Origin of the sequence: Arthrobacter sp. UYCu512 (genome assembly GCF_040547075.1) — a bacterium.
In the GTDB taxonomy this organism is placed as follows: domain Bacteria; phylum Actinomycetota; class Actinomycetes; order Actinomycetales; family Micrococcaceae; genus Arthrobacter.
Genome location: NZ_JBEPPA010000012.1, coordinates 25,606 through 45,871, shown reverse-complemented (window position 1 = coordinate 45,871; position 20,266 = coordinate 25,606). Strand labels below are relative to the sequence as shown.

The following is a 20,266-nucleotide window of genomic DNA, read 5'->3' as shown; positions in this document are numbered from 1 at the left end:
CCGGCTCCCCCGTTCCTCACAAGTCGGCCAGTACCGACCCCGGGTTCTCGATCGCGTCGGCCACAAAACGCAGGAAGCCGCCGGCGGTTCCGCCGTCGCAGACGCGGTGGTCGAAGGTGAGCGTCAGCTCGGTGACCTTGCGCACGGCGAGTTCGCCGTTGACTACCCAGGGCTTGTCGATGATCCGCCCGACGCCGAGGATGCCTACCTCGGGGTGGTTGATGATCGCGGCCGAGCCGTCGACCCCAAAGACGCCGTAGTTGTTTAGCGTGAACGTGCCGCTGCCCAGTTCCGCGGGGGTTGCCTTGCCCTCGCGGACGACGCCGGTGAGCCGCCGGATTTCGGCGTCCAGTTCGCGGGCGCTGAGTTTGTCAGCGTTGCGCACGGACGGCACCATCAGGCCGCGGTCGGTCTGGGCCGCGAAACCGAGGTTGACGCCGTCGAAGGCCACGATCTCCTGGCCGGCCCCACCGGCGGTGTCCCCGGCGCTGACGATCCGGGAGTTCAACTCCGGAAACCTCTTGAGGCCGGCAGTAACAAAGCGGGCAATGAACGCCAGCAAGCCCGGGGTGTGGTCCGGGTCGGCGTTCTTCAGCGCGGCGCGCAGCTCCACCAGCGCCGTGGCGTCGACATCGACCCAGACCGTGGCCTCCGGGATCTCGGACCGGCTGCGCGCCATGTTCGCCGCGACGGCCTTGCGCACGCCGCGGACAGCCGTGCGTCCGGAGATCCCAAGCCCCGTGCGGGCATCCGTGTCCGTGATCGCGGCGGCCACATCCGTTGATACCGCCGGCGTTTCGACCGGCCTGGTTCCGGCGGGCTCAACCACAGGCGCCGGCTTGATGAACGCCTCAACGTCGCGGCGCATAATAAGCCCGCTGGCTCCCGAACCTTGGAGATCCCCCAAATCAACCCCATGGTCCCGAGCCATCCGCCGGACCAGCGGAGAAATCACAGCCCCCAGCTTCCCGGGAACCCGGGTCCGCATAAGCAACAGATCATCGGCAGCTTTCTCGGCCTCAGGCACCTGCGCCACAGCCCGCTTGGAAGCCCGGGTCCGCCGGGCAACCCCATGCCCGCCCGGAGTCCCGTACCCAATGAGGACATTCCCGGACCCGGCCTTCTCCTCCTCGCGGTAGGTCTCTGCCGCGGCATCTTGGGTTGCGGCCGGCTCAGCCACCGGGGCTGCGGCAGACTCAACCGCGGGAGCCGCACCAACCGGCATCACCGAGATCAGCGGCTTCCCGACGTCGAGCGTCTGGCCCGGCTCGCCGTGCAGCACGGCGACGGTGCCGGCGTAAGGGGAGGGCACCTCGACCATGGACTTGGCCGTCTCCACCTCGGCGATCGGCTGGTCGACGCGGATTTCGTCGCCCACCTTCACGAGCCAGCTGACCAGTTCGGCTTCGGTGAGGCCCTCACCAAGGTCCGGGAGGAGGAATACTTTCGGTTCGCGCATGGTCAGTTCTCCCACTGGAGGTCGTCAACGGCGTCGAGGATACGGTCCACGCCGGGCAGGTAGTAGTGCTCGAGCTTGGGTGCCGGGTACGGCACATCAAAGCCCGTGACCCGGCGGATCGGCGCGGCGAGGTGGTGGAAACAGCGTTCCTGGACCCGGGCCACGATCTCGGAGGCCACCGAGGCGAAGCCGTGCGCTTCGGCGATAACCACCGCGCGGCCGGTCTTGCGGACCGAGGCGCAGACCGTCTCGTCGTCGAAGGGCACAATCGAGCGTACGTCGATCACTTCCAGCGAGCGGCCTTCCTCGGCGGCGGCGGCAGCAGCAGCCAGCGCCGTCGGGACGGACGGTCCATACGCGATCAGCGTCGCGTCGGTGCCGGGGCGGGCGACGGCGGCGCGGCCTTCCGAGGACGTGCCGCGTTCGGTGTTCGCGGCATGTTCGGCCCGGAGCGCGTCCAGGTCCACCTGGTCCTTGGACCAGTAGAGCTTTTTCGGCTCCATAAACATCACCGGGTCATCGGAATCGATGGCCTCGCGGAGCATCCGGTAGCCGTCCGCCACAGTGGCCGGGGTGAAGACCTTAAGCCCGGCGGTGTGGGCGTAGTAGGCCTCGGAGGAGTCACAGTGGTGCTCCACTCCCCCGATGCCGCCGGCGTAGGGAACCCGGATGACCATGGGCAGCTTCACGCCGCCCTTGGTGCGGTTGTGCATCTTGGCCACGTGGCTGACGATCTGTTCGAACGCCGGGTAGGCGAAGGCGTCGAACTGCATCTCGATGACCGGGCGCATGCCGTTCATCGCCATACCCACGGCCATGCCGACAATGCCGGACTCGGCCAGCGGGGTGTCGAAGCAGCGGCTCTTGCCGAAGGTTTTGGTCAGGCCGTCGGTGATGCGGAAGACGCCGCCGAGCATACCAACGTCCTCGCCGAAAACCAGGACCGAGGGGTCGGCGTGCATGGCGTCGGCCATGGCGGCATTCAGGGCCTTGGCCAGGGTAATGGTCTGCGGGCCGGTCTGCTCGGCCTTGACCGCTGCCTTGGCGGCTGCCGTTGCCGCGGCCTGCGCGGTCGCGGCGCTGACGTTGCCGTTCGCCTCGGACGAGGTGGTGATGGTGGGACTCATTTCGCGGCCTCCGTCGTTGATGCGGCGTCCCGGGCGAGTTCGTCGGCGAGCATTGCGGACTGCTCCTTCAACTGGGGAGTGGGAGTAGAGAAGACGTATTTGAACAGGTCCTGCGGATCGACGGGGACCTCCTCGCTGAGTCCTTCGCGCAGCTGCGTGGCAACGGCTTCGGCCTTTTCTGCGATCGCGGCGGTGCGGCCGTCATCGAGCAGTCCCCGGTCCGTCAGGTAGGTCTTCATCCGGCTCAGCGGGTCTTTCGCCACCCATTCGGCGACCTCGCTGTCCTGCCGGTAGCGGGTGGCGTCGTCGGCGTTGGTGTGGGCCTGCATCCGGTACGTGTGGGCCTCGACAAGCAGCGGTCCGGAGCCTTCCCGGGCCAGCTTGACCGCCCGGCCCAGCACCGCGAGGAGGGCCACAATGTCGTTGCCGTCCACCCGTTCGCCGGCCATCCCGTAACCCACGGCCTTGTGGGCGAGCGACGGTGCGACCGACTGGTGCGCGAGCGGCACGGAGATCGCGTACTGGTTGTTCTGGACGAAGAACACAACCGGCAGGTGGAAGACGGCCGCGAAGTTCAGTGCCTCGTGGAAGTCGCCTTCGCTGGTGGCGCCGTCACCGCACATGGCGAGGACAACGGTGTCCTCGCCGCGGAGTTTGGCGGCGTGGGCGACGCCGACGCCGTGCAGGAGCTGGGTGGTCAGCGGGGTGCACTGGATACCGACCTTGTGCTCGGCGGGGTTGTAGCCGCCGTGCCAGTCGCCGCGGAACAGCGTCATGGTCTGGACGGGATCCACACCGCGTGCCATCACGGCCACGGAGTCACGATAGGTGGGGAACATCCAGTCGCCGTCGGACAGGCAGAGCGCCGCTGCGACCTGGCAGGCCTCCTGGCCGTGGCTGGAGGGGTAGACCGCCATCCTGCCCTGCCGGACGAGGGCTGAGTTCTGATCGTTGACGCGGCGCCCGACGACGAGCTGCTCGTATGCGGCCATCAGTTCCGCCTCGCCGGGCAGGCTGTACTCGTGGCCGGGCTGGGTGCCTTGCTCGGTGTGGGGGTTCAGCGTGCCGTCCGGACCCACCATTTGGATCTGGTGCCGGGCGGGCAGCATGTAGTCCTCGACCGTGATGCCGAACTTGCGCACGGCCTCATTGGCCGCGCCTGCCATCTGGTCCTGCGCTGCGGGCTGCGCAGGGTGGTCTGCGGAGATCGTCATTGGTCCGTCCTTCTGTAGCCACTATTCACTCCAATTATGGGGCTGGGCGATGTTTCGTATCCAGCTCTCGCGGAAATCGTGGAGAAGTCCAGAGAATTGCCTTACTCTAGAAGACAAATCGTAGATGTGAGCTGGATTACCGGCGGGGGTTGTGGACAAATGGCAGAGGACGGGGCGGACCAGGCGGCGGTGCCCTTGGATGATGTGGACCGGAACATCATCGCGGAACTGACCAGGGACGGGCGGATGTCCGTCACGCAGGTCGCGGAGAATGTCCACATCTCCCGGGCCCACGCCTACACACGGATTGCCCGGCTGACCGGCGAGGGTGTGCTGACCAAGTTCACGGCACTGGTCGATCCGATTAAGGCCGGCCTGAAGTCCTCGGCCTACGTCACCTTGAAGGTCCGCCAGCATTCCTGGCGGGAACTGCGGGAACTGCTGCGCGCCATTCCAGAGGTGCACCACATCGCCCTGGTGGGTGGCGACTTCGATGTCATCCTGCTGGTGCGCGCCGTGGACAACATCGATCTGCGCCGGGTGATCTTCGACCAGCTGCAGTCCATGCCCGGGGTGCTGGACACCCAGACGTTCCTGGTGTTTGAGGATGTCGATACGCGCTAGCCTGGCGTCGCGGTTTCAGTTGACGCGGTTTCAGTTGACGAAGGCCTTCATCCAGGCTTTGAGCTCCTCGCCGAATTCGACCCGTTCCGAGGCAATCGAGATGACCGCCTTCAGGTAGCTGAGCTTGTCGCCGGTGTCATAGCGGCGGCCCTTGAAGACCACTCCGCTGACCCCGCCGCCCTCGCAGTTTGAGGTGGCCAACGTCTGCAGCGCGTCCGTGAGCTGGATTTCTCCGCCGCGGCCGGGTCCTGTTTCCTCCAGCACGTCAAACACCGCCGGGTGCAGGACGTAGCGGCCGATCACGGCAAGGTTGGAGGGCGCATCGGCGATCGAGGGTTTTTCCACCAGCCGGTTAACCCGCACATGGTCTTCGCCGGCGATGACCGAGACGTCTGCGCAGCCGTAAGCGCTGATTTCGGCGGGATCCACCTCGATCAGGGCAACCACCGAGCCGCCCGTCCGGGCCTGCACCTCGATCATGGTGCTCAGCAACTCATCGCGTTCGTCAATCAAATCATCGCCCAGCAGCACGGCGAAGGGCTCCGCGCCGATATGCTGACGGGCACACAGGACGGCGTGGCCGAGTCCCCGCGGGTCTCCCTGGCGCACATAGTAAAGCGGCCCCAGGGCGGATGCGTGCTGGACGGCCGCCAGTTTCTCCCGGTCACCCTTTAGTTCCAGGGCACGTTCCAGGCTGGGCTCCCGGTCAAAGTGGTCCTCGAGGGCGCGCTTCTGCCGGCCGGTAATCATCAGCAGGTCCGTCAGCCCGGCGCGGACGGCTTCCTCCACGACGTACTGGATGGCCGGCTGGTCGACTACTGGGAGCATTTCCTTCGGCATGGCTTTGGTGGCGGGCAGAAAGCGTGTTCCCAGTCCGGCGGCAGGAATGACAGCCTTAGTTACCGGTTTCCCCAAAGTCATAACCGAACCCTACAAGGACACCTTCGAAATGAGAATGGCTTCGATAAAGAGAAGCAGCCGGGCCGGTCGCCCGGCGACAGTCGTTTTTACCCCTTGAAAACCGGCGTCCGCTTCTCCTGGAACGCCAGGAACCCCTCAGTGTAGTCCGCGGTGTTGCAGAGCCGTGCCTGCTCGGCGTTTTCCTCTGCCATGGACTCCCACAGGCCCAGCCGCTGGTCCCGGATGTGCGCCACGAGGTCCTTGCTGGCGGTGAAGGCACTGGTGGCGCCGGTGGCGGCCTTCGCCACGATGGCGCGGGTGTCCGCCAGGAGGTCAGCTGCGGGCATGGCCCGGGAGAACATTCCCTGCGCCACGGCGTCAGCACCGCTCATCAGCTCCGCCGTATAGATCAGGTCCAGCGTCCGGTGCATACCGAGGCGTTCGGTGAAGTACCAGTGGCCACCCGAATCGAGGGTGGCACCGAGGTTCGCGAACGGGGAGCCGAATTTGGCGTTCTCCGCCACGTACACCACGTCAGTGGCCAGCAGCAGGCCCAGCCCTACCCCCAGGCAGGCTCCTTGGGCTGCCGCGAAGGTGGGCGCCGGAAAGGCGGACATCTTCTTCAGAAGCGGCTGCAGCAACCCGCCGAGATAGCCCTGGACGTCATCCGTTTCCGGCGTCACGCCGGCGATGTCCCGGCCCGCGCAGAAGGCCCGTCCCTCTCCCCTCAGGAGCAGCGCACGCACCTCTCCGCGGGCGGCTGCGGCAGCGGCGTCGTCGTACGCCTGAGACAGATCCCGCAGCGCCTGCTCGTCCAGCGCGTTGAGCTTGTAGGGGGCGTTCAGGACGATCTCGGCGATGCCGTCGGCGATGGAGAGGGAAATCATGGGGCTCCTGGGGTCGGGGCGGGAGTCGGGGTTGGTCCGTTAGACGTCGAAGTCGACGGTGACTTCCGGCGTCGTGGGGTGGGATTGGCAGGTGAGCACGTAGCCCTTGTCCAGTTCGTCCTGCTCCAGCGCGTAATTCTCATCCATTGTGACGGCACCGGTGACTACCTTGGCACGGCAGGTTCCACAGACGCCGCCGGCACACGCGAACGGTACGTCCGGGCGGACGCGGAGCGCCGCGTTCAGGATGGATTCACGGGCGTGGGTCGGGCTGGCCACCTCGCCCTGGAGGCCGTCCAGCTTGAAGGTGATCTTGAACGTGGACTGGGATTCGTCCACAATCACCGGGCGGCCGGCATTGCCTTCGGGACGGTCCGGCTTACCGGTGCTGAACAGTTCGAAGCGGACCTGTTCCGGGTCGACGCCGCGCTCGGCCAGGGTATCCCGGCACAGTTGCACGAGTTCGAACGGGCCGCACAGGAACCACTCGTCGACGTCCTCGGCGTGGATGGCGGTCCCCAGCAGGGCCTGCAGCTTTTCCGCGTCGATCCGGCCGCTGAGCAGCGGGGCGATCCGCTGTTCCCGGGAGAGCACGTGGTGCAACGCGAGCCGGGCCGGGTACTTGTCCTTCAGGTCGGCGAGTTCCTCCAGGAACATCACATCCATCGCGGCCTTGTTGGCGTAGACCAGGTCAAAGCGGGTTTCGGCATGTGCGGCGAGCAGCGTGCGGGCAATCGCGATCACCGGGGTAATCCCGGAACCGGCGGCGATCGCGACGAAAGAGCCGGGCTCCCCCGCGAGCTCGCTGGCCATGTCCTCCGGATGGTTCATCGAGTTCATCAGGTTCTGCTCTTTGCCGTCCCGGCCGTGCCGGGACACAAACGCACCCATCGGGCTCATCACGTCCAGCACGTCCCCGGCCGTGAGCTCGGCGTTCGCCCAGGTGGAGAACTGCCCGCCCAGGTCCTTCTTGATCGCGACCCGGATCTCGCTGCTGCCGTCCGCAAAGCTCCTCGGCTCGGCGCAAATCGAGTAGCTGCGCCGGACTTCCTTCGGCTCGCCGGACTCATCCGGGAGGGTAGTGCGCAGGGCAACGTACTGGCCCGGGAGGTAATCGAACTGGCCCGCGAGTTCGGCCGGAACGCCGAAGGTCACCTCGATCGCATCATCGGTGAGCCGGCGGACCTCATCCACGGCCAGCGGGTGGAAGGACGCACGACGGCGGCCGGTGGCTGCGGCCGTTTCAGCGGCGGTCTGTCGGAGAACAATCATGGCGTTTCCTTAGATGACTTTGAAGTAGTCGAAGGGTTCCTTGCAGTCCTGGCAGACGTACAGCGCCTTGCAGGAGGTGGAACCGAAGCGGGTGAGTTCCTTGGTGTTCAGCGACGAACACTGCGGGCACTTGACGGCGAGGGACAACCGGACCGGGCCGGCGTGCCGGAGGGCGGCAGAGCGGCCCGACGGCGGCGCGATGCCGTACTCCTGCAGCTTGGCTTTGCCGGCCTCGCTCATCCAGTCAGTACTCCATGCCGGGGAGAGGACCATGTCGACGTTGACGCTGGGGTAGCCTTCCCGTTTGAAGGCCGCCGTGAGGTCATCGCGGATGGCGTCCATGGCGGGGCAGCCCGAGTAGGTCGGAGTGATCGTGACCTGCACGGCGGGGACCATCCCGCCGTCGTCGTAGATCCTGACCTTGCGCAGGATCCCCAGGTCCTCGATCGTCAGGACCGGGATTTCCGGGTCGCAGACCGTGGCCGCGAGTTCCCAGGCCTTCTGCTCGGGCGTCCGCGGGGCCGCAGGGCGGCCGTCGGCTGCCGTGGGGTGGCTGACGTACATGTCCATCGTGGTTACCAGCTTGCCCCGGGGTACTCGCGGGCGAGTACCTGCATCTCGGCTAAGAGGTAGCCGAGATGTTCGGAGTGCAGTCCCCGGCGTCCGCCGCCGGGGGCCGGCTGAACCGCGGGAACGTCCAGTTCGGCTGCGGCCAGGACCTCGCCGGTAAGGCGGTCGAAATCGGCGCGCAGGCTGGAGGGCTCGACGGCGGCACCGCACCCGGCCAGGCGGGCGGTGAGTTCGTCGTCGCGGAAGAGCTCGTCGACGTAGGGCCAGATGACCTTGAAGGCGTGGATCATCTTCGCGCGGGACTCGTCAGTGCCCTGGGCCAGGCGCAGCACCCACTGGGCGCTGTGGTCGCGGTGATAATCCACTTCCTTGACCGCTTTGGCGGCGATCCCGGCCAGGGTGGTGTCGGTGGAGGCGGCCAGCCGGCGGTAAAGCTCGAACTGGTAGTAGCTGACCACGAGCTGGCGGGCGATGGTGACGGCAAAGTCGCCATTCGGAAGTTCAAAGATTTCGACGGACCGGAACTCCGGCTCGCGGCGAAAGTAGGCGAGGTCATCTTCGCTTCGACCGTCTAATCCGCCGGCATAGCTGAGGAAGGACCGGGCGTGCCCCAGCTGGTCCAGGGCGATGTTGCCCAGGGCGATGTCTTCCTCAAGCTCCGGGGCGCGGGAGATCCAGTGGCCCAGCCGCTGCGCGAGGACCAGGGCGTCATCGCCCAGCCGCAGGGCGAACTCGGCGGCGTCAGCGCTCGGCTTCGCGGTTCCCTGGCTTACGGCAAGGGCGATGTCCTCCGGACGGAGGGCATTGCCGGGGGTGATCCGGGTGGCGCTGGCCGTGGCCTCGCCACTGTTGCCGGAGCCGTTGACGCCGACGGAGATGTCCCCGTGACCGGCCGTTTCCGCTGCTGCGGGTGCTGCCGCTGCGGCAGTTTCAGGTGAGGTGCTCACAGGTGCTTCACGCCCTCGCTCTTGGTGTAGTACGTCGCGTGCCGGTAGTCCTTGCCCTGGGGAGACTCGAAAAAGGAGCCCTTGGCGTCAGGATCGGACGAGGCGATCGCGTCCGCCGGGACAACCCAGATGGACACCCCCTCATTGCGGCGGGTGTAGAGGTCTCGGGCATTGCGCAGCGCCATGGCGGCGTCCGGCGCGTGCAGGGAGCCGGCGTGGACGTGGGAGAGGCCGCGGCTGGAGCGGACAAAAACCTCCCAGATGGGCCAGACGTTGCCTGCGTGCGGTTCGGGAGTTGTCATGCTGCGGATTCCTTCTCTGCTTGCTTGCGGCTCTGCTTTTCAGCGTAGGCCGCGGCGGCTTCGCGCACCCAGGTGCCGTTGTTGTGTGCTTCCCGGCGACGTTCCAGGCGCTGGGCGTTGCAGGGGCCGCGGCCGGCGAGGATCTCGTGGAATTCATCCCAGTCCAGCGGACCGTGCTCCCATTTCTTGGTTTCTTCGTTGAAACGGATGTCCTTGTCCGGGAGGGTGAGCTCCAGGACCTTGACCTGCTCCATCATCATTCCGACGAAACGGTTGCGCAGTTCGTCGTTGCTGAAGCGCTTGATGTTCCAGGCCATGGACTGCTTGGAGTTGGGCGAGTCGTCATCCGGCGGGCCGAACATCATCAGGGCCGGGGCGTACCAGCGGTTGACCGCGTCCTGGGCCATCTGCTTCTGCGCCGGCGTGCCGTGGGAAAGTTCCAGCAGGATCTCGAAGCCCTGGCGCTGGTGGAAGGATTCTTCCTTGCAGACGCGGACCATGGCGCGGCCGTAGGGGCCGAAGGAGGCGCGGCAGAGCGGCACCTGGTTGGCGATAGCGGCGCCGTCGACCATCCAGCCGATGGCGCCCATGTCCGCCCAGGTGCGGGCGGGGTAGTTGAAGATGGAGGAGTACTTGGCTTTGCCGTCCATCAGCGCCTGGTTCATCTCATCGCGCGGCTGGCCGAGGGTCTCGGCGGCGGAGTACAGGTACAGTCCGTGGCCGGCCTCGTCCTGGACCTTGGCCATCAGGATGGCCTTGCGCTTGAGGCTGGGGGCGCGGGAGATCCAGTTGGCTTCCGGCTGCATGCCGATGATCTCCGAGTGCGCGTGCTGAGAAATCTGGCGAAGCAGGGTCTTGCGGTATGCCGGGGGCATCCAGTCGCGGGGCTCGATCCGCGAATCGTCAGCCATGACTTTGTCGAAGTATGCCTGGCCTTCAGCGTCACGCCGGGCCACATCTTCGAGGCTCTGTTCGTGCCGTGCCGCTGTTGGCTCTCCGGGCACTGACTGCAGGGTCTGCGCTGCCATGGTTGCTCCTATGCATTTTCCGATAAATAATTACCGACCGTTCGTTCAGGATATGCGGAAGGCCGGAGATGCGTCAAGCACTGGAGCTCCACCACGACTGCAGGAAAACCCAAGTTCCGGAGCGTACCGTCTGCACCATCGACTGCAGCGAGGTCTCCCGGCGCTCTCCGCCGGACGCTGCACCGAACTCAGGAGACTCTAATGTCGAATCACGGGGAAGTGGATCGGAAGGAATCGTCAGGAAACGGAACGCCGCCGGGGGCGGCGCGCCGCGACCGGGCGGCCAGGACAGTTCACGGCAAACGCGGCCGCCGGATCCTGCTGGGCGTGCTGCTGGCCCTTGTGCTCGCGGTCCCCGGTTCGATGGGAGCCTACGTCTTTTCGATGGCCCAGATTTTCGCATCCCAGACCCGGGAGATCAAAAACGCGTTCCCGGCGGAGGCCGTCCGGGTCCGGGCCCAGGCGGTGCCGGCCGGCTCCGCGAAACCCATAAATATCCTGGTGATGGGCAGCGACAGCCGCGATGCTTCCGGCGGCGCGGCTGCCGAGGCGGTGGCCGGAGCACCCTCGAACCAACGCTCCGACACGCTGATGCTGGTTCATATCCCGGCTGACCGCGCCCATATCTACAGCATTTCGATCATGCGCGACCTCTGGACGACCATCCCCGGGCACGGCGAAGCCAAGATCAATGCCGCCCTGGCCTTCGGCGGCGTCCCCCTGGTGGTGCAGACAGTGGAATCCTTGCTGCAGCAGCGGATCGATCAAGTGGTACGGATTGACTTTGAAGGATTCCAGGGACTCGTCGACGCCATTGGCGGGGTCACCGTGGACGTCAAGGTGCCGTTCACCGGGACGAGGGCCAAGAGCGAATATGTCTTTAATGCGGGCGCGAACACCCTCGATGGCGCCCGAGCCCTGGCTTTTGTCCGCGAGCGTTATGCCTTCGCCGACGGCGACTACCAGCGGGTCCGCAACCAGCAGTTGCTCCTGGCCGCCGTCATCGGCAAAACCCTGGACGCCGGCACCGTCCAACGCCCGCTCACCCTCGAACACGCGCTTAGCGCCGTCGCCCCCTTCGTGAGCGTGGCGCCTGCCCTGGACCTGGTCGAAGCCGGCCGCCTGGCCGTCAGCCTCCGGGACGTCCACCGCCAGGACATCGCCATGTTTACCCTGCCCACGGCCGGGACCGGCACGTCGGCAGACGGGCAGTCCATTGTCCTGCCTGATCCGTCCGCCATCGAGGAGATCAAGGCCGCCCTCAGCAACGATAGACTCGGAGACTATGTTGCTGCCCAAGGCCTCGGAGCCGGAAACTAGCGATGGTTCGCCGTCGTTACCCATTCGGATCCTTACCGTGTGCACCGGCAACATCTGCCGGTCCCCCGTTGCCGAACGCCTGCTCCAAACCGGACTGAACCAGGTGCAGCCCGGGGCTTTTGAGGTGCGGAGCGCTGGAACTCGGGCCATGGCGGGCGATCCGATCCAGCCGCTGTCCCAAGACATCATCACAAGCTACGGCGGCACGCCGGACGGGTTCGCGGCCCGTCAGCTGACCCCGGAGATCCTGCGGCAAGCAGATCTGGTGCTGGCGATGTCGGCACAGCACCGCGGCGAAGTCATCCATCTGGACGCCGCCCTGCTAAAGCGCACCTTCACCATCCGCGAATTTGCCCGGATGCTCGAAGCGCTTGAGGACCGTGGCATCCCTGCCCCGGCAGGCGACACAGCCGCGTTCTGGCGTGATCTCCCGGCCCGCGCGGCCGCTGTCCGGCATCTCGCGCAAGCCCCGGAACCGGCCGACAATGACGTGGTGGACCCCTACCGGCGCGGGCCGGAAATCTACCGCCAAATGGAGGATGAACTTTCCCCGGCCATCCGCACCATCCTGCGGTTCGCCCGGCAGCACGGCTGAACCCGGCAGCCCACGGCTGAACCCGGCGCCGTCGGTTGCTCCCGGTCGATCGCTTACGGTGGTAGTGTCCGGCCATGGGAACGGAGCCGGAACCGGCAGACGCAGCCAAAGCCACGGCACCGGGCGTGGCGCATCGGCGCCGGACAGTTATCATCGCCCTCATTGCCGGCCTGGCGGTCCTCGCCGTCGCCGCCGCGGCGCTGCTCCTGAACATGCCCCGCACCGAAACCGCAGCCCCGGTGCAAACGTCCCCGGCAGCGCAGCAATCGCCCGCCGCCACCCCAGCCCCGACGCCGGATCCGCCGCCCGCCGCGCTGAACATCCTGCTGATCGGCAGCGACAGCCGGGTGAACGAGCGGGCCATCGCGGCCTCCGGCGCCGCCTCGGACCAGCGCGGTGACGCGCTGGTCTTTATCCATCTCCCGGCCGACCGGCAAAGTGTCTACGGCATCTCCATCATGCGCGACCTCTGGGTCGATATCCCGGGCTACGGGGCAGCAAAGATCAACGCCGGACTCGAACTGGGCGGGGTGCCGCTGATGACACAGACGGTGGAATCCCTGCTGGGCCAGCGCGTGGACCACAGCCTTATGCTGGATTTCCAGGGTTTCGCGGCCCTGACGGACGCCCTCGGCGGCGTCGACGTCGACATCAAGCAGCCCTTCACCGGCACCATCGACGACTTCGTGGACTTTCCGGCGGGTGTGAACAGACTGAACGGACCGCAGGCCCTGGCCTTTGTCCGCGAGCGCCATGCCTTCGCCGACGGCGACTACCAGAGGGTCCGGAACCAGCAGACGTTCCTGAAGGCCGTGCTGGCCAAAATGGCGGCCGAAGGCGGGCTCTCGGACGCCAACACCGTGAAGCAACTCGTGGCGACGGTCCTCCCGCACATCACCGTCGACCCGGGACTCACGCTGGAAACGCTGGAGCGGCTCGCCTCCAGCCTGCGAAGCACGGCACCAGGCAACGGTGTGTTCTTTACCCTGCCCACCGCCGGCGTTGGAACCAGCAGTGACGGCCAATCCATCGTCCTGCAGGACCCCGCTGCCACGGCCGCCGTCTCGGCAGCACTGACCTCCGGGACCCTGCCCGGGTACATTGCCGCCAACAATCTTCAGAACGGGAACTGAAGCACCCGCCGCGGTGACCGGGCCGCAGCAGTGACAGTGCTGCCGGACGGTAGATTGGAGCCATGACCACGACTCCGGCGCAGCCGTCCCCGCAAGCCCCCGTTGCCAAAAAAGTCCCCGCCGTCCGCACCCGCCACGGCGATGCCTTCGAGGACAACTACGAGTGGCTGCGAAACAAGGAATCCACCGAGGTCGTGGAACTGCTCCAGGCTGAGAACGATTACCAGGAGGCCATGACTGCCCACCAGGAACCGCTGCGCGCGGCCATCTTCGCCGAGATCAAGGGCCGCACCCAGGAGACGGACCTATCCGTCCCCAACCGCAAGGACGGCTGGTGGTATTACACCCGTTCGGTGGAGGGCCAGGAATACGGCATCCAGTGCCGGGTACGGGCCCAGGACACCGGGGACCGCGTCGCTGACTGGACTCCCCCCGCCGTCGAGGTCGGCGTCGACATTCCGGGCGAGGAAGTCCTGCTGGACGGCAACGCCGAAGCAGCGGGCCAGCCGTTCTTCGCCGTCGGCGGGGCCGCAGTGACCCTTGACGGGAATCTCTACGCCTACGCGGTGGACAACGCCGGGGACGAGCGGTTCACGCTGCGCATCAAGGACCTGCAAACCGGGGAGCTGCTCCCCGATCTGATCGAGAACATCTTCTACGGCATTTCCTTCTCCCCCGACGGTACCCGGATCTTCTACACCGTGACAGATGATTCCTGGCGGCCGTACCAGGTGAAGTCGCATGTGCTCGGCACGCCCGTCACATCGGACAAAGTCATCTACCAGGAGGACGACGTCGCCATGTGGCTGGGCTTCGAGCTCTCCGCCGACCGGCGCCATCTGGTGCTGGGTATCGGCTGCTCAGAGTTCAGCGAAACCCGGCTGCTGCGCTTCGACGCACCCGAGGCCGGGCTCAGCACGGTAATCTCCCGGGACGAACGCATCCTCTACGAGGCCGAACCCTTCCTGCTGGCCGGTGCCGAAACCATCCTGCTCACCCACAACCGGGACGCCATCAATTCCATGGTCTCGCTGGTGGATCCGGCCGAACTTGCCAAGCCGCTCGCCGAGCAGGCCTGGACCACCGTCGTCGAGCACTCCGACGAGGTGCGAGTCAACGGTGCCGGCGTCACGTCCACGCACCTGGTGGTCTCCGTCCGCAAGGACACGATCGAGCGGGTGCAGGTACTGCCGCTGGCCGGGCTCGGAACGCCGGAGCAGGGCGCGGCGGTGGAACCCGGCTTCGAGGAAGAGCTCTACACCGCGGGGGTTGCCGGTTCGGACTACGAGGCCCCCGTCATCCGGATGGGCTACACCTCCTATTTCACGCCGTCCCGGGTCTACGACTTTGTCCTGCCCACCGCGGAACAGCCCGCAGGCGTACTCCTGCTACGCAAGGAAAGCCCGGTCCTGGGCGGCTACAACGCCGCGGACTACGTTGCCACCCGCGAATGGGCGGTGGCTGCGGACGGGACCAGGATCCCGCTGTCAGTGCTGCGCCATGCCGCCGTGCAGCAGGATTCGACGGCGGCAGGCCTGGTCTACGGCTACGGCTCCTACGAGATGAGCATGGACCCCGGCTTCGGCATCCCCCGGCTCTCCCTGTTGGACCGGGGCATCGTCTTTGTAATCGCGCACGTCCGCGGCGGCGGGGAACTGGGCCGGCACTGGTATGACGACGGCAAGAAGCTGCAGAAAAAGAACACCTTCACGGACTTCATCGCGGCCACTGACTGGCTGGCAGCGTCCGGCTGGGTGGACCCGGCACGGATCGCGGCGATGGGGGGCTCCGCCGGCGGCCTGCTGATGGGCGCCATCGCCAACCTGGCGCCGGAGAAGTACGCTGCGATCGTCGCGGCCGTTCCGTTCGTGGACGCCTTGACTACCATCCTGGACCCGGAGCTGCCGCTCTCCGCACTGGAATGGGAGGAATGGGGCAACCCGATCACGGACCCCGAAGTCTACGCGTACATGAAGTCCTACACCCCCTACGAAAATGTCCGTGCGGTGGACTATCCCAAGATCGCGGCGGTCACCTCGTTTAATGACACGCGGGTGCTCTACGTGGAACCCGCGAAATGGGTGCAGCGGCTGCGCGAACTGAACACCGGCAGCGAGCCGATCGTGATGAAGATCGAGATGGAGGGCGGCCACGGCGGAGCGTCGGGCCGCTACGTGCAGTGGAAGGAACGCGCCTGGGACTACGCCTTCGTTGCCGACTCCCTGGCCGCCACGAAGCTCCTCCCGGGCGCCGGACTGAAATAGGAGGGGCTGGTTGGGGGACTCCCCCAGCCTGTCCTCTTCGTCAGTACGTTGAGTCCTAAGCCGGCTGCAGGGACATCCACTCGTCCGCGAGGATGGCGAAGACGACTTCCGTGGCCCACTGCCCCTTGTAGTGCCACTTGTCCAGCTGCGTAGCTTCCAGCCGCATGCCGAGCCGTTCGCACAGCGCAGCGGAGGCCGCGTTGAGGGCATCAAGCTTGGCATTGATCCGGTGGAAGCCGAGCTCCTCGAAACCAAGCCTCAGCAGCGCCTGTGCCGCTTCGGTTGCGATGCCGTTGCCCCGTGCCGCCGGGGCGAGGCTCCAGCCGATCTCCGCCTGACCGCGGCCCGGCAACCACTTCAGCACCACCTCGCCGAGCAAACCGGGCGAGTCCGCAGCCTCGATGGCCAGGCAGATCCAGTCGCCCTCCTGCTCGAAGACGAAATTGGCGTATTTGCCCACGGACTCCATGGACTTGGTGTAGCTCTTCGCCTCCCCCGGCAGGAACCTGGCGGTTTCGGGCAGCGAATGGTAGGCGTGGTACGCAGCCAGGTCCCCGGCCCGGAAGCGGCGCAGGACCAGCCGTTCGGTGCGCAGGGGCAGATTCAGTTCCGTCATGGCCCCAAGGCTACCCGCCCAACTGACTCGCAGTTACGGCCGTTATGGGCGCCCAAAACGGCCCCTGCTGCGAGTCAGTTGGGAGGTCACCGAGCAGGCGACGAGGAGGAGACGACGGCGGCCGTAGCCTCCGCGATGGCACGCTCCTCGTCGGTGGGAACTACCAGTACGGGAATGGCCGAGGACGTCGAGGAGATGACCCGGGGCTCCCGGGAGCGTTCGCCGTTCAGGCCGGCGTCGAGCTGAACGCCCAGGGCGCCCAGCCGCTCCGCCACCAGGGCGCGGAACTGATGCGAGTTTTCCCCAATCCCGGCCGTGAACACCAGAGCCTTCGCCCCGCCGACGGCCACGTGGTAGCCGCCGATGTACTTGGCAAGCCGGTAGGAGGCGACGGCGAGGGCCATGGCGGCTTTGGCGTCCCCGGCCCCGGCGGCCTCCACCACGGAGCGCATGTCGTTGTTGCCGGCCAGGCCCTTGAGCCCGGACTGCCGGTTGAGCATGGCGTCCAGATCCTCCGGGGACCACCCGGCCCGGCCCAGGAAGACCAGGATGGAGGGGTCCAGGTCACCGGAGCGGGTACCCATCACCAGTCCCTCCAGCGGCGTGAAGCCCATGGAGGTGTCAATGGACTGTCCGCCGCGGATCGCCGCGACCGAGGCGCCGTTGCCCAGATGCGCAATGACGGCGTCGAACTCCTCGGACGGGATGTCCAGCAGCGCCGCGGCCCGGTGCGCGACGTATTCGTGCGAGGTGCCGTGGAAGCCGTAGCGGCGGATTCCATGGTTGCTGTAGAGCTCGTCCGGCACCGCGTAGCGCCAAGCGTACTCCGGAAGGGTGCGGTGGAACGCGGTGTCGAACATTGCCACCTGCGGTATGTCCGGCCATTTCTTCGCGATCGCGCGGATGCCGAGCACGTTCGCCGGGTTGTGCAGCGGAGCCAGCGGATTAAGCCGCTCGATGGCGCGGATGATTTCGTTGGTAACCAGGACCGGCTCGGCGAAGCGTTCCCCGCCGTGCACCACCCGGTGCCCGACGGCGTCGAGCGCCCGGCCGCCGAGGGCCGCGTGGATCTTCGCATCCACACGCTCCAGTGCCTCCGCGTGGTCCCGGGGGCCTACGATCCGGCCGTCGCCCCCGCCGCCGTTGCCCATCCCGATCTCCTCGACGAGTCCTTCGGCAAGCACACTGCCGGCATCGACGTCGCGCACCTGGTACTTCAGCGACGACGAGCCGGAGTTGATAACGAGCACGAGCATGGGGCCTCCTACGCCTTGGCTGCTGGGCTGACCCCGAAGGGCGCGCCGGGACGGGCATCACGCCGGAGCCTGTCGGAGCGCTCCTGGAAACCACTATAAATTGCCCGGCCGGCCATCCGTTGCGGAGAGCCGCGGCGGCGGTTTAGAGTCGGCGGACCACCTGGACGACTCCTGAAGGGATTTCCATGACTGAGAACGCAACCCCTAACGACAGCGCCGAACCGGACAGCGGGTCCGGCACGCCGGATCCCACCGGGGTGGAGGGCGCGAACCCGGCCCTCGACGACACCGGGAAGCTTAAGGCCGCCGAAGTCGGGAAAGCCGCCGAGGCCCCCGAAAACCTGGCGGACCTGGATCTCACGCCTACGGGCCTGGCCGACGCACCTGCCGAGCAGGAAGATCCTGACAGCCCGGCAAATCCGGAAAACAGCTGACTACGCATGGGCAGCCGCGGGGATCGGCTGCGCGGCGGGCTCCACGGACTGCGCCTGGATGGCCGTGATGGCCACCGTGTTTACGATGTCCTCCACGGTGCAGCCGCGGGACAGGTCGTTCACCGGCTTCCGAAGTCCCTGCAGCACTGGCCCGACGGCGACCGCCCCGGAAGACTGCTGCACCGCCTTGTAGGTGTTGTTACCGGTGTTCAGGTCCGGGAAGATGAACACGGTGGCCTGCCCCGCGACGGACGAACCGGGCATTTTGGAGTGCGCGATCGCGGCGTCCACGGCCGCGTCGTACTGGATGGGACCTTCCACGGCGAGGTCCGGGCGGCGGGACTTCACAAGTTCGGTGGCCTGCCGGACTTTGTCCACCGCCTCGCCGGTGCCGGAGCCACCGGTGGAGTAGGAGAGCATGGCCACCCGCGGCTCCACCCCAAACTGGGCTGCGGTCTCGGCTGAGGCCAGTGCGATGTCCGCCAACTGCTCCGCGTTCGGGTCCGGATTGACTGCACAGTCGCCGTAGACCAGGACCCGGTCCGGCATCAGCATCAGGAACACCGAGGAAACGATTTTGACGCCCTCGCGGGTCTTGACGAACTCCAGGGCGGGACGGATGGTGTGGGCTGTGGTGTGCGCGGCACCGGACACCATGCCGTCGACCACACCCAGCTGCACCATCATGGTCCCGAAGTAGCTGCCGTCCAGCATCGCCTCCAGGGCACGGGCCAGGTCCACACCCTTGTGGCCACGCAACTGCGCGTACTCCTGGGCAAACTGCTGGCGCAACGCCGAGGTCGCGGGGTCCACGATGCTGATGCCGGAGAGGTCGATCCCCTGGGTGGACGCCAGTTCCCGTACCGCCGACTCGTTGCCCAAAATCGTGAGGTCGCAGACATCGCGCCGGTGCAGGATCTCGGCTGCACGCAGGATCCGCACATCGGCCCCCTCGGGCAGGACAATGTGCCGGCGCTGCAGCCGGGCCCGTTCGATGAGGTCGTGCAGGAACCGCAGCGGCGTCATTCGCTCCGGCCGGGGCAGGTGCAGCCGTTCCAGCAATTCAGCCTCATCCACCCGTTTGGACCACAGGCCCAGGGCGGAGGCTACCTTGCGGCGGTGGCCCGACCAGATCTCGCTGCGCACCTCGGACACCCGCTTTGCGGTGACGTAGGTGTCGTCCGGGGCCGCAAAGATCGGGAACGGTGCCTGCGCCAGCAACGAGTAGATGGTGGGCTCGGGAGACAGCCCGCCGGTCAGGATCAGCGCGGACGGAACCGGGAACTCCGGGGAGAACGACGAAGCGAGGCACGCGACCAGCACGTCGGCGCGGTCACCGGGAACGATCACCAGGGCGCCGTCGTCGAGCACGTGCAGGAAGTTGGCGACGTTCATGGCCGCCACCTTGACCGAGTGCACGTCGCGTTCCAGGTCCGGCCGTCCGGCTACCTGGCCCAGGCCAAGGGCTGCGGCAACCTCGCCGGTTGTGGGCCTGGCGATTGATTCCAGCTCGGGCAGGACGTACACGGGCCGGCCCGAGGCGCCGGGGCGGACGGCGGCCGCAATGCCGTCCAGGTCCTCCGGGTCGGCCCGGTTCACCATGATCGCCAGGAGCGAGCAGCGTTCGGCAAGGAGTTCCTTCCGGGCAACCTCGACGGCGTCGGCCGCCTCCGCAATGGTCCTGCCTTTAGCCCCCACCACGGCGACGACGGCGGCGGCGAGGTTGTTGGCGAGGCGGGCGTTGAGGTCGAATTCGACGGCGGCGTCCTGGCCGGTGAGATCCGTCCCCTCCACGATCACAACGTCGCAGTTCCGCGAGATGTCGGCGAAAATCTCAACGCAGCGGGCGTCGATCTCCGCACGGTTGCCCTCGGCCAGCAGCGCGCGGACTTCGGCGTACGTCAGGCCGCCGCGGCAGCGCTGGTCGTCCAGATCGAACCGGGCCTTCATCAGCGCCACCATCGGGTCCGACGCGGCGTCGTTGCCGTGAACCACCGGCTTGAAGAAGCCGATGCGGTCAGCATGGCGGTGCAGCGTGTCCGCCAGTCCCAGCGCTACGAGCGACTTCCCGGAACCCGGCGTGGTCGCGCTGACGTATATCCCCTTGGCCATGATCCGCCCTTTGCTGTGAAGTGGTGCTGCATCCCTCCCAGCCTACTTTCTTCCGGCGCGGTACCCGTTTTCGGGCCGCGGGTTCCAGGCGCGGGCTCCCGGCGGATTTTGCCGGAGTTTGACTGTTCTGCGGCCGCTGCCAACCGCTTCACACGCCCGCCCGCTCTTGACAGGAGGCACCCGGATGGGATTACCTAATGAACATT

At 66.8% G+C, this 20,266-nt stretch carries 19 protein-coding genes; 6 read left to right on the top strand and 13 right to left on the bottom strand.

Annotated features, from left to right (window positions below):
- Positions 1–16: 16 nt before the first annotated feature.
- From ABIB49_RS13730 to pdhA, 3 genes are read right to left on the bottom strand one after another with little or no spacing between them, the layout of a single operon-like run.
- Positions 17–1,459, bottom strand: a complete 1,443-nt coding sequence (locus tag ABIB49_RS13730; RefSeq protein ID WP_354157170.1) for a dihydrolipoamide acetyltransferase family protein — start codon at positions 1,457–1,459, stop codon at positions 17–19.
- A 2-nt stretch (positions 1,460–1,461) separates the two neighbouring features.
- A complete protein-coding gene (locus tag ABIB49_RS13725; RefSeq protein WP_354157169.1) occupies positions 1,462–2,586 on the bottom strand; it encodes an alpha-ketoacid dehydrogenase subunit beta in 1,125 nt (374 codons plus the stop codon).
- Positions 2,583–3,800: a pyruvate dehydrogenase (acetyl-transferring) E1 component subunit alpha gene (pdhA, locus tag ABIB49_RS13720; protein WP_253032070.1), complete on the bottom strand. Its 1,218-nt coding sequence runs from the start codon at positions 3,798–3,800 to the stop codon at positions 2,583–2,585. Before pdhA ends, ABIB49_RS13725 begins: the two co-directional genes overlap by 4 nt.
- A gap of 159 nt (positions 3,801–3,959) precedes the next feature.
- Between pdhA and ABIB49_RS13715 the strand changes: the two genes are divergently transcribed.
- Positions 3,960–4,424: an Lrp/AsnC family transcriptional regulator gene (locus tag ABIB49_RS13715; RefSeq protein ID WP_226775729.1), complete on the top strand. Its 465-nt coding sequence runs from the start codon at positions 3,960–3,962 to the stop codon at positions 4,422–4,424.
- A gap of 30 nt (positions 4,425–4,454) precedes the next feature.
- On the opposite strand, the gene galU is transcribed toward ABIB49_RS13715, so the two are convergent.
- The 7 genes from galU to paaA all read right to left on the bottom strand — a co-directional run bounded on the left by galU (position 4,455) and on the right by paaA (position 10,330).
- Positions 4,455–5,345, bottom strand: coding sequence for a UTP--glucose-1-phosphate uridylyltransferase GalU (gene galU / locus ABIB49_RS13710; RefSeq protein ID WP_282358597.1), 891 nt, complete (start codon positions 5,343–5,345; stop codon positions 4,455–4,457).
- 86 nt (positions 5,346–5,431) lie between these two features.
- Positions 5,432–6,211 (bottom strand): enoyl-CoA hydratase/isomerase family protein, encoded by a 780-nt coding sequence (locus tag ABIB49_RS13705; protein WP_283480204.1) that lies wholly within the window; start codon positions 6,209–6,211, stop codon positions 5,432–5,434.
- 39 nt (positions 6,212–6,250) lie between these two features.
- Entirely contained in the window at positions 6,251–7,483 is a 1,233-nt protein-coding gene (gene paaE, locus ABIB49_RS13700; protein ID WP_226773531.1) for a 1,2-phenylacetyl-CoA epoxidase subunit PaaE, read from the bottom strand.
- Positions 7,484–7,492: 9 nt separating this feature from the next.
- On the bottom strand, positions 7,493–8,047 hold the full coding sequence (gene paaD, locus ABIB49_RS13695) for a 1,2-phenylacetyl-CoA epoxidase subunit PaaD (protein ID WP_226773539.1): 555 nt from the start codon (positions 8,045–8,047) through the stop codon (positions 7,493–7,495).
- Between the two features lie 11 nt (positions 8,048–8,058).
- Positions 8,059–9,000 carry a 1,2-phenylacetyl-CoA epoxidase subunit PaaC gene (gene paaC / locus ABIB49_RS13690; protein WP_226773532.1) on the bottom strand — a complete coding sequence of 314 codons (942 nt, stop codon included), beginning with the start codon at positions 8,998–9,000 and terminating at the stop codon, positions 8,059–8,061.
- Positions 8,997–9,302, bottom strand: a complete 306-nt coding sequence (gene paaB, locus ABIB49_RS13685) for a 1,2-phenylacetyl-CoA epoxidase subunit PaaB (RefSeq protein WP_024367847.1) — start codon at positions 9,300–9,302, stop codon at positions 8,997–8,999. The genes paaC and paaB overlap by 4 nt, the downstream gene beginning before the upstream one ends.
- The gene (gene paaA / locus ABIB49_RS13680; protein WP_226773533.1) at positions 9,299–10,330 is read right to left on the bottom strand and encodes a 1,2-phenylacetyl-CoA epoxidase subunit PaaA; all 1,032 of its coding nucleotides are present in this window, start codon (positions 10,328–10,330) and stop codon (positions 9,299–9,301) included. The genes paaB and paaA overlap by 4 nt, the downstream gene beginning before the upstream one ends.
- 201 nt (positions 10,331–10,531) lie before the next feature.
- On the opposite strand from paaA, the gene ABIB49_RS13675 reads away from it, so the two are divergent.
- The 4 genes from ABIB49_RS13675 (at position 10,532) to ABIB49_RS13660 (ending at position 15,642) form a co-directional block, all read left to right on the top strand.
- Entirely contained in the window at positions 10,532–11,650 is a 1,119-nt protein-coding gene (locus tag ABIB49_RS13675; RefSeq protein ID WP_226773534.1) for an LCP family protein, read from the top strand.
- Positions 11,616–12,245, top strand: coding sequence for an arsenate reductase/protein-tyrosine-phosphatase family protein (locus ABIB49_RS13670; protein ID WP_282358605.1), 630 nt, complete (start codon positions 11,616–11,618; stop codon positions 12,243–12,245). Before ABIB49_RS13675 ends, ABIB49_RS13670 begins: the two co-directional genes overlap by 35 nt.
- A gap of 74 nt (positions 12,246–12,319) precedes the next feature.
- Positions 12,320–13,378: an LCP family protein gene (locus tag ABIB49_RS13665; RefSeq protein ID WP_354157168.1), complete on the top strand. Its 1,059-nt coding sequence runs from the start codon at positions 12,320–12,322 to the stop codon at positions 13,376–13,378.
- Between the two features lie 62 nt (positions 13,379–13,440).
- The gene (locus tag ABIB49_RS13660; protein ID WP_226773537.1) at positions 13,441–15,642 is read left to right on the top strand and encodes a S9 family peptidase; all 2,202 of its coding nucleotides are present in this window, start codon (positions 13,441–13,443) and stop codon (positions 15,640–15,642) included.
- Between the two features lie 55 nt (positions 15,643–15,697).
- On the opposite strand, the gene ABIB49_RS13655 is transcribed toward ABIB49_RS13660, so the two are convergent.
- Positions 15,698–16,258 carry a GNAT family N-acetyltransferase gene (locus ABIB49_RS13655; RefSeq protein WP_283480199.1) on the bottom strand — a complete coding sequence of 187 codons (561 nt, stop codon included), beginning with the start codon at positions 16,256–16,258 and terminating at the stop codon, positions 15,698–15,700.
- Between the two features lie 86 nt (positions 16,259–16,344).
- Complete coding sequence (locus ABIB49_RS13650; protein WP_354157167.1) at positions 16,345–17,514, bottom strand: acetate kinase; 1,170 nt, start codon at positions 17,512–17,514, stop codon at positions 16,345–16,347.
- A 185-nt stretch (positions 17,515–17,699) separates the two neighbouring features.
- On the opposite strand from ABIB49_RS13650, the gene ABIB49_RS13645 reads away from it, so the two are divergent.
- Complete coding sequence (locus ABIB49_RS13645; protein ID WP_226773142.1) at positions 17,700–17,948, top strand: hypothetical protein; 249 nt, start codon at positions 17,700–17,702, stop codon at positions 17,946–17,948.
- Here the strand turns inward: ABIB49_RS13645 and pta are convergent, their stop codons facing one another.
- The gene (pta, locus tag ABIB49_RS13640; RefSeq protein WP_282358614.1) at positions 17,949–20,060 is read right to left on the bottom strand and encodes a phosphate acetyltransferase; all 2,112 of its coding nucleotides are present in this window, start codon (positions 20,058–20,060) and stop codon (positions 17,949–17,951) included. It abuts the gene before it with no gap.
- Positions 20,061–20,266: the final 206 nt, after the last annotated feature.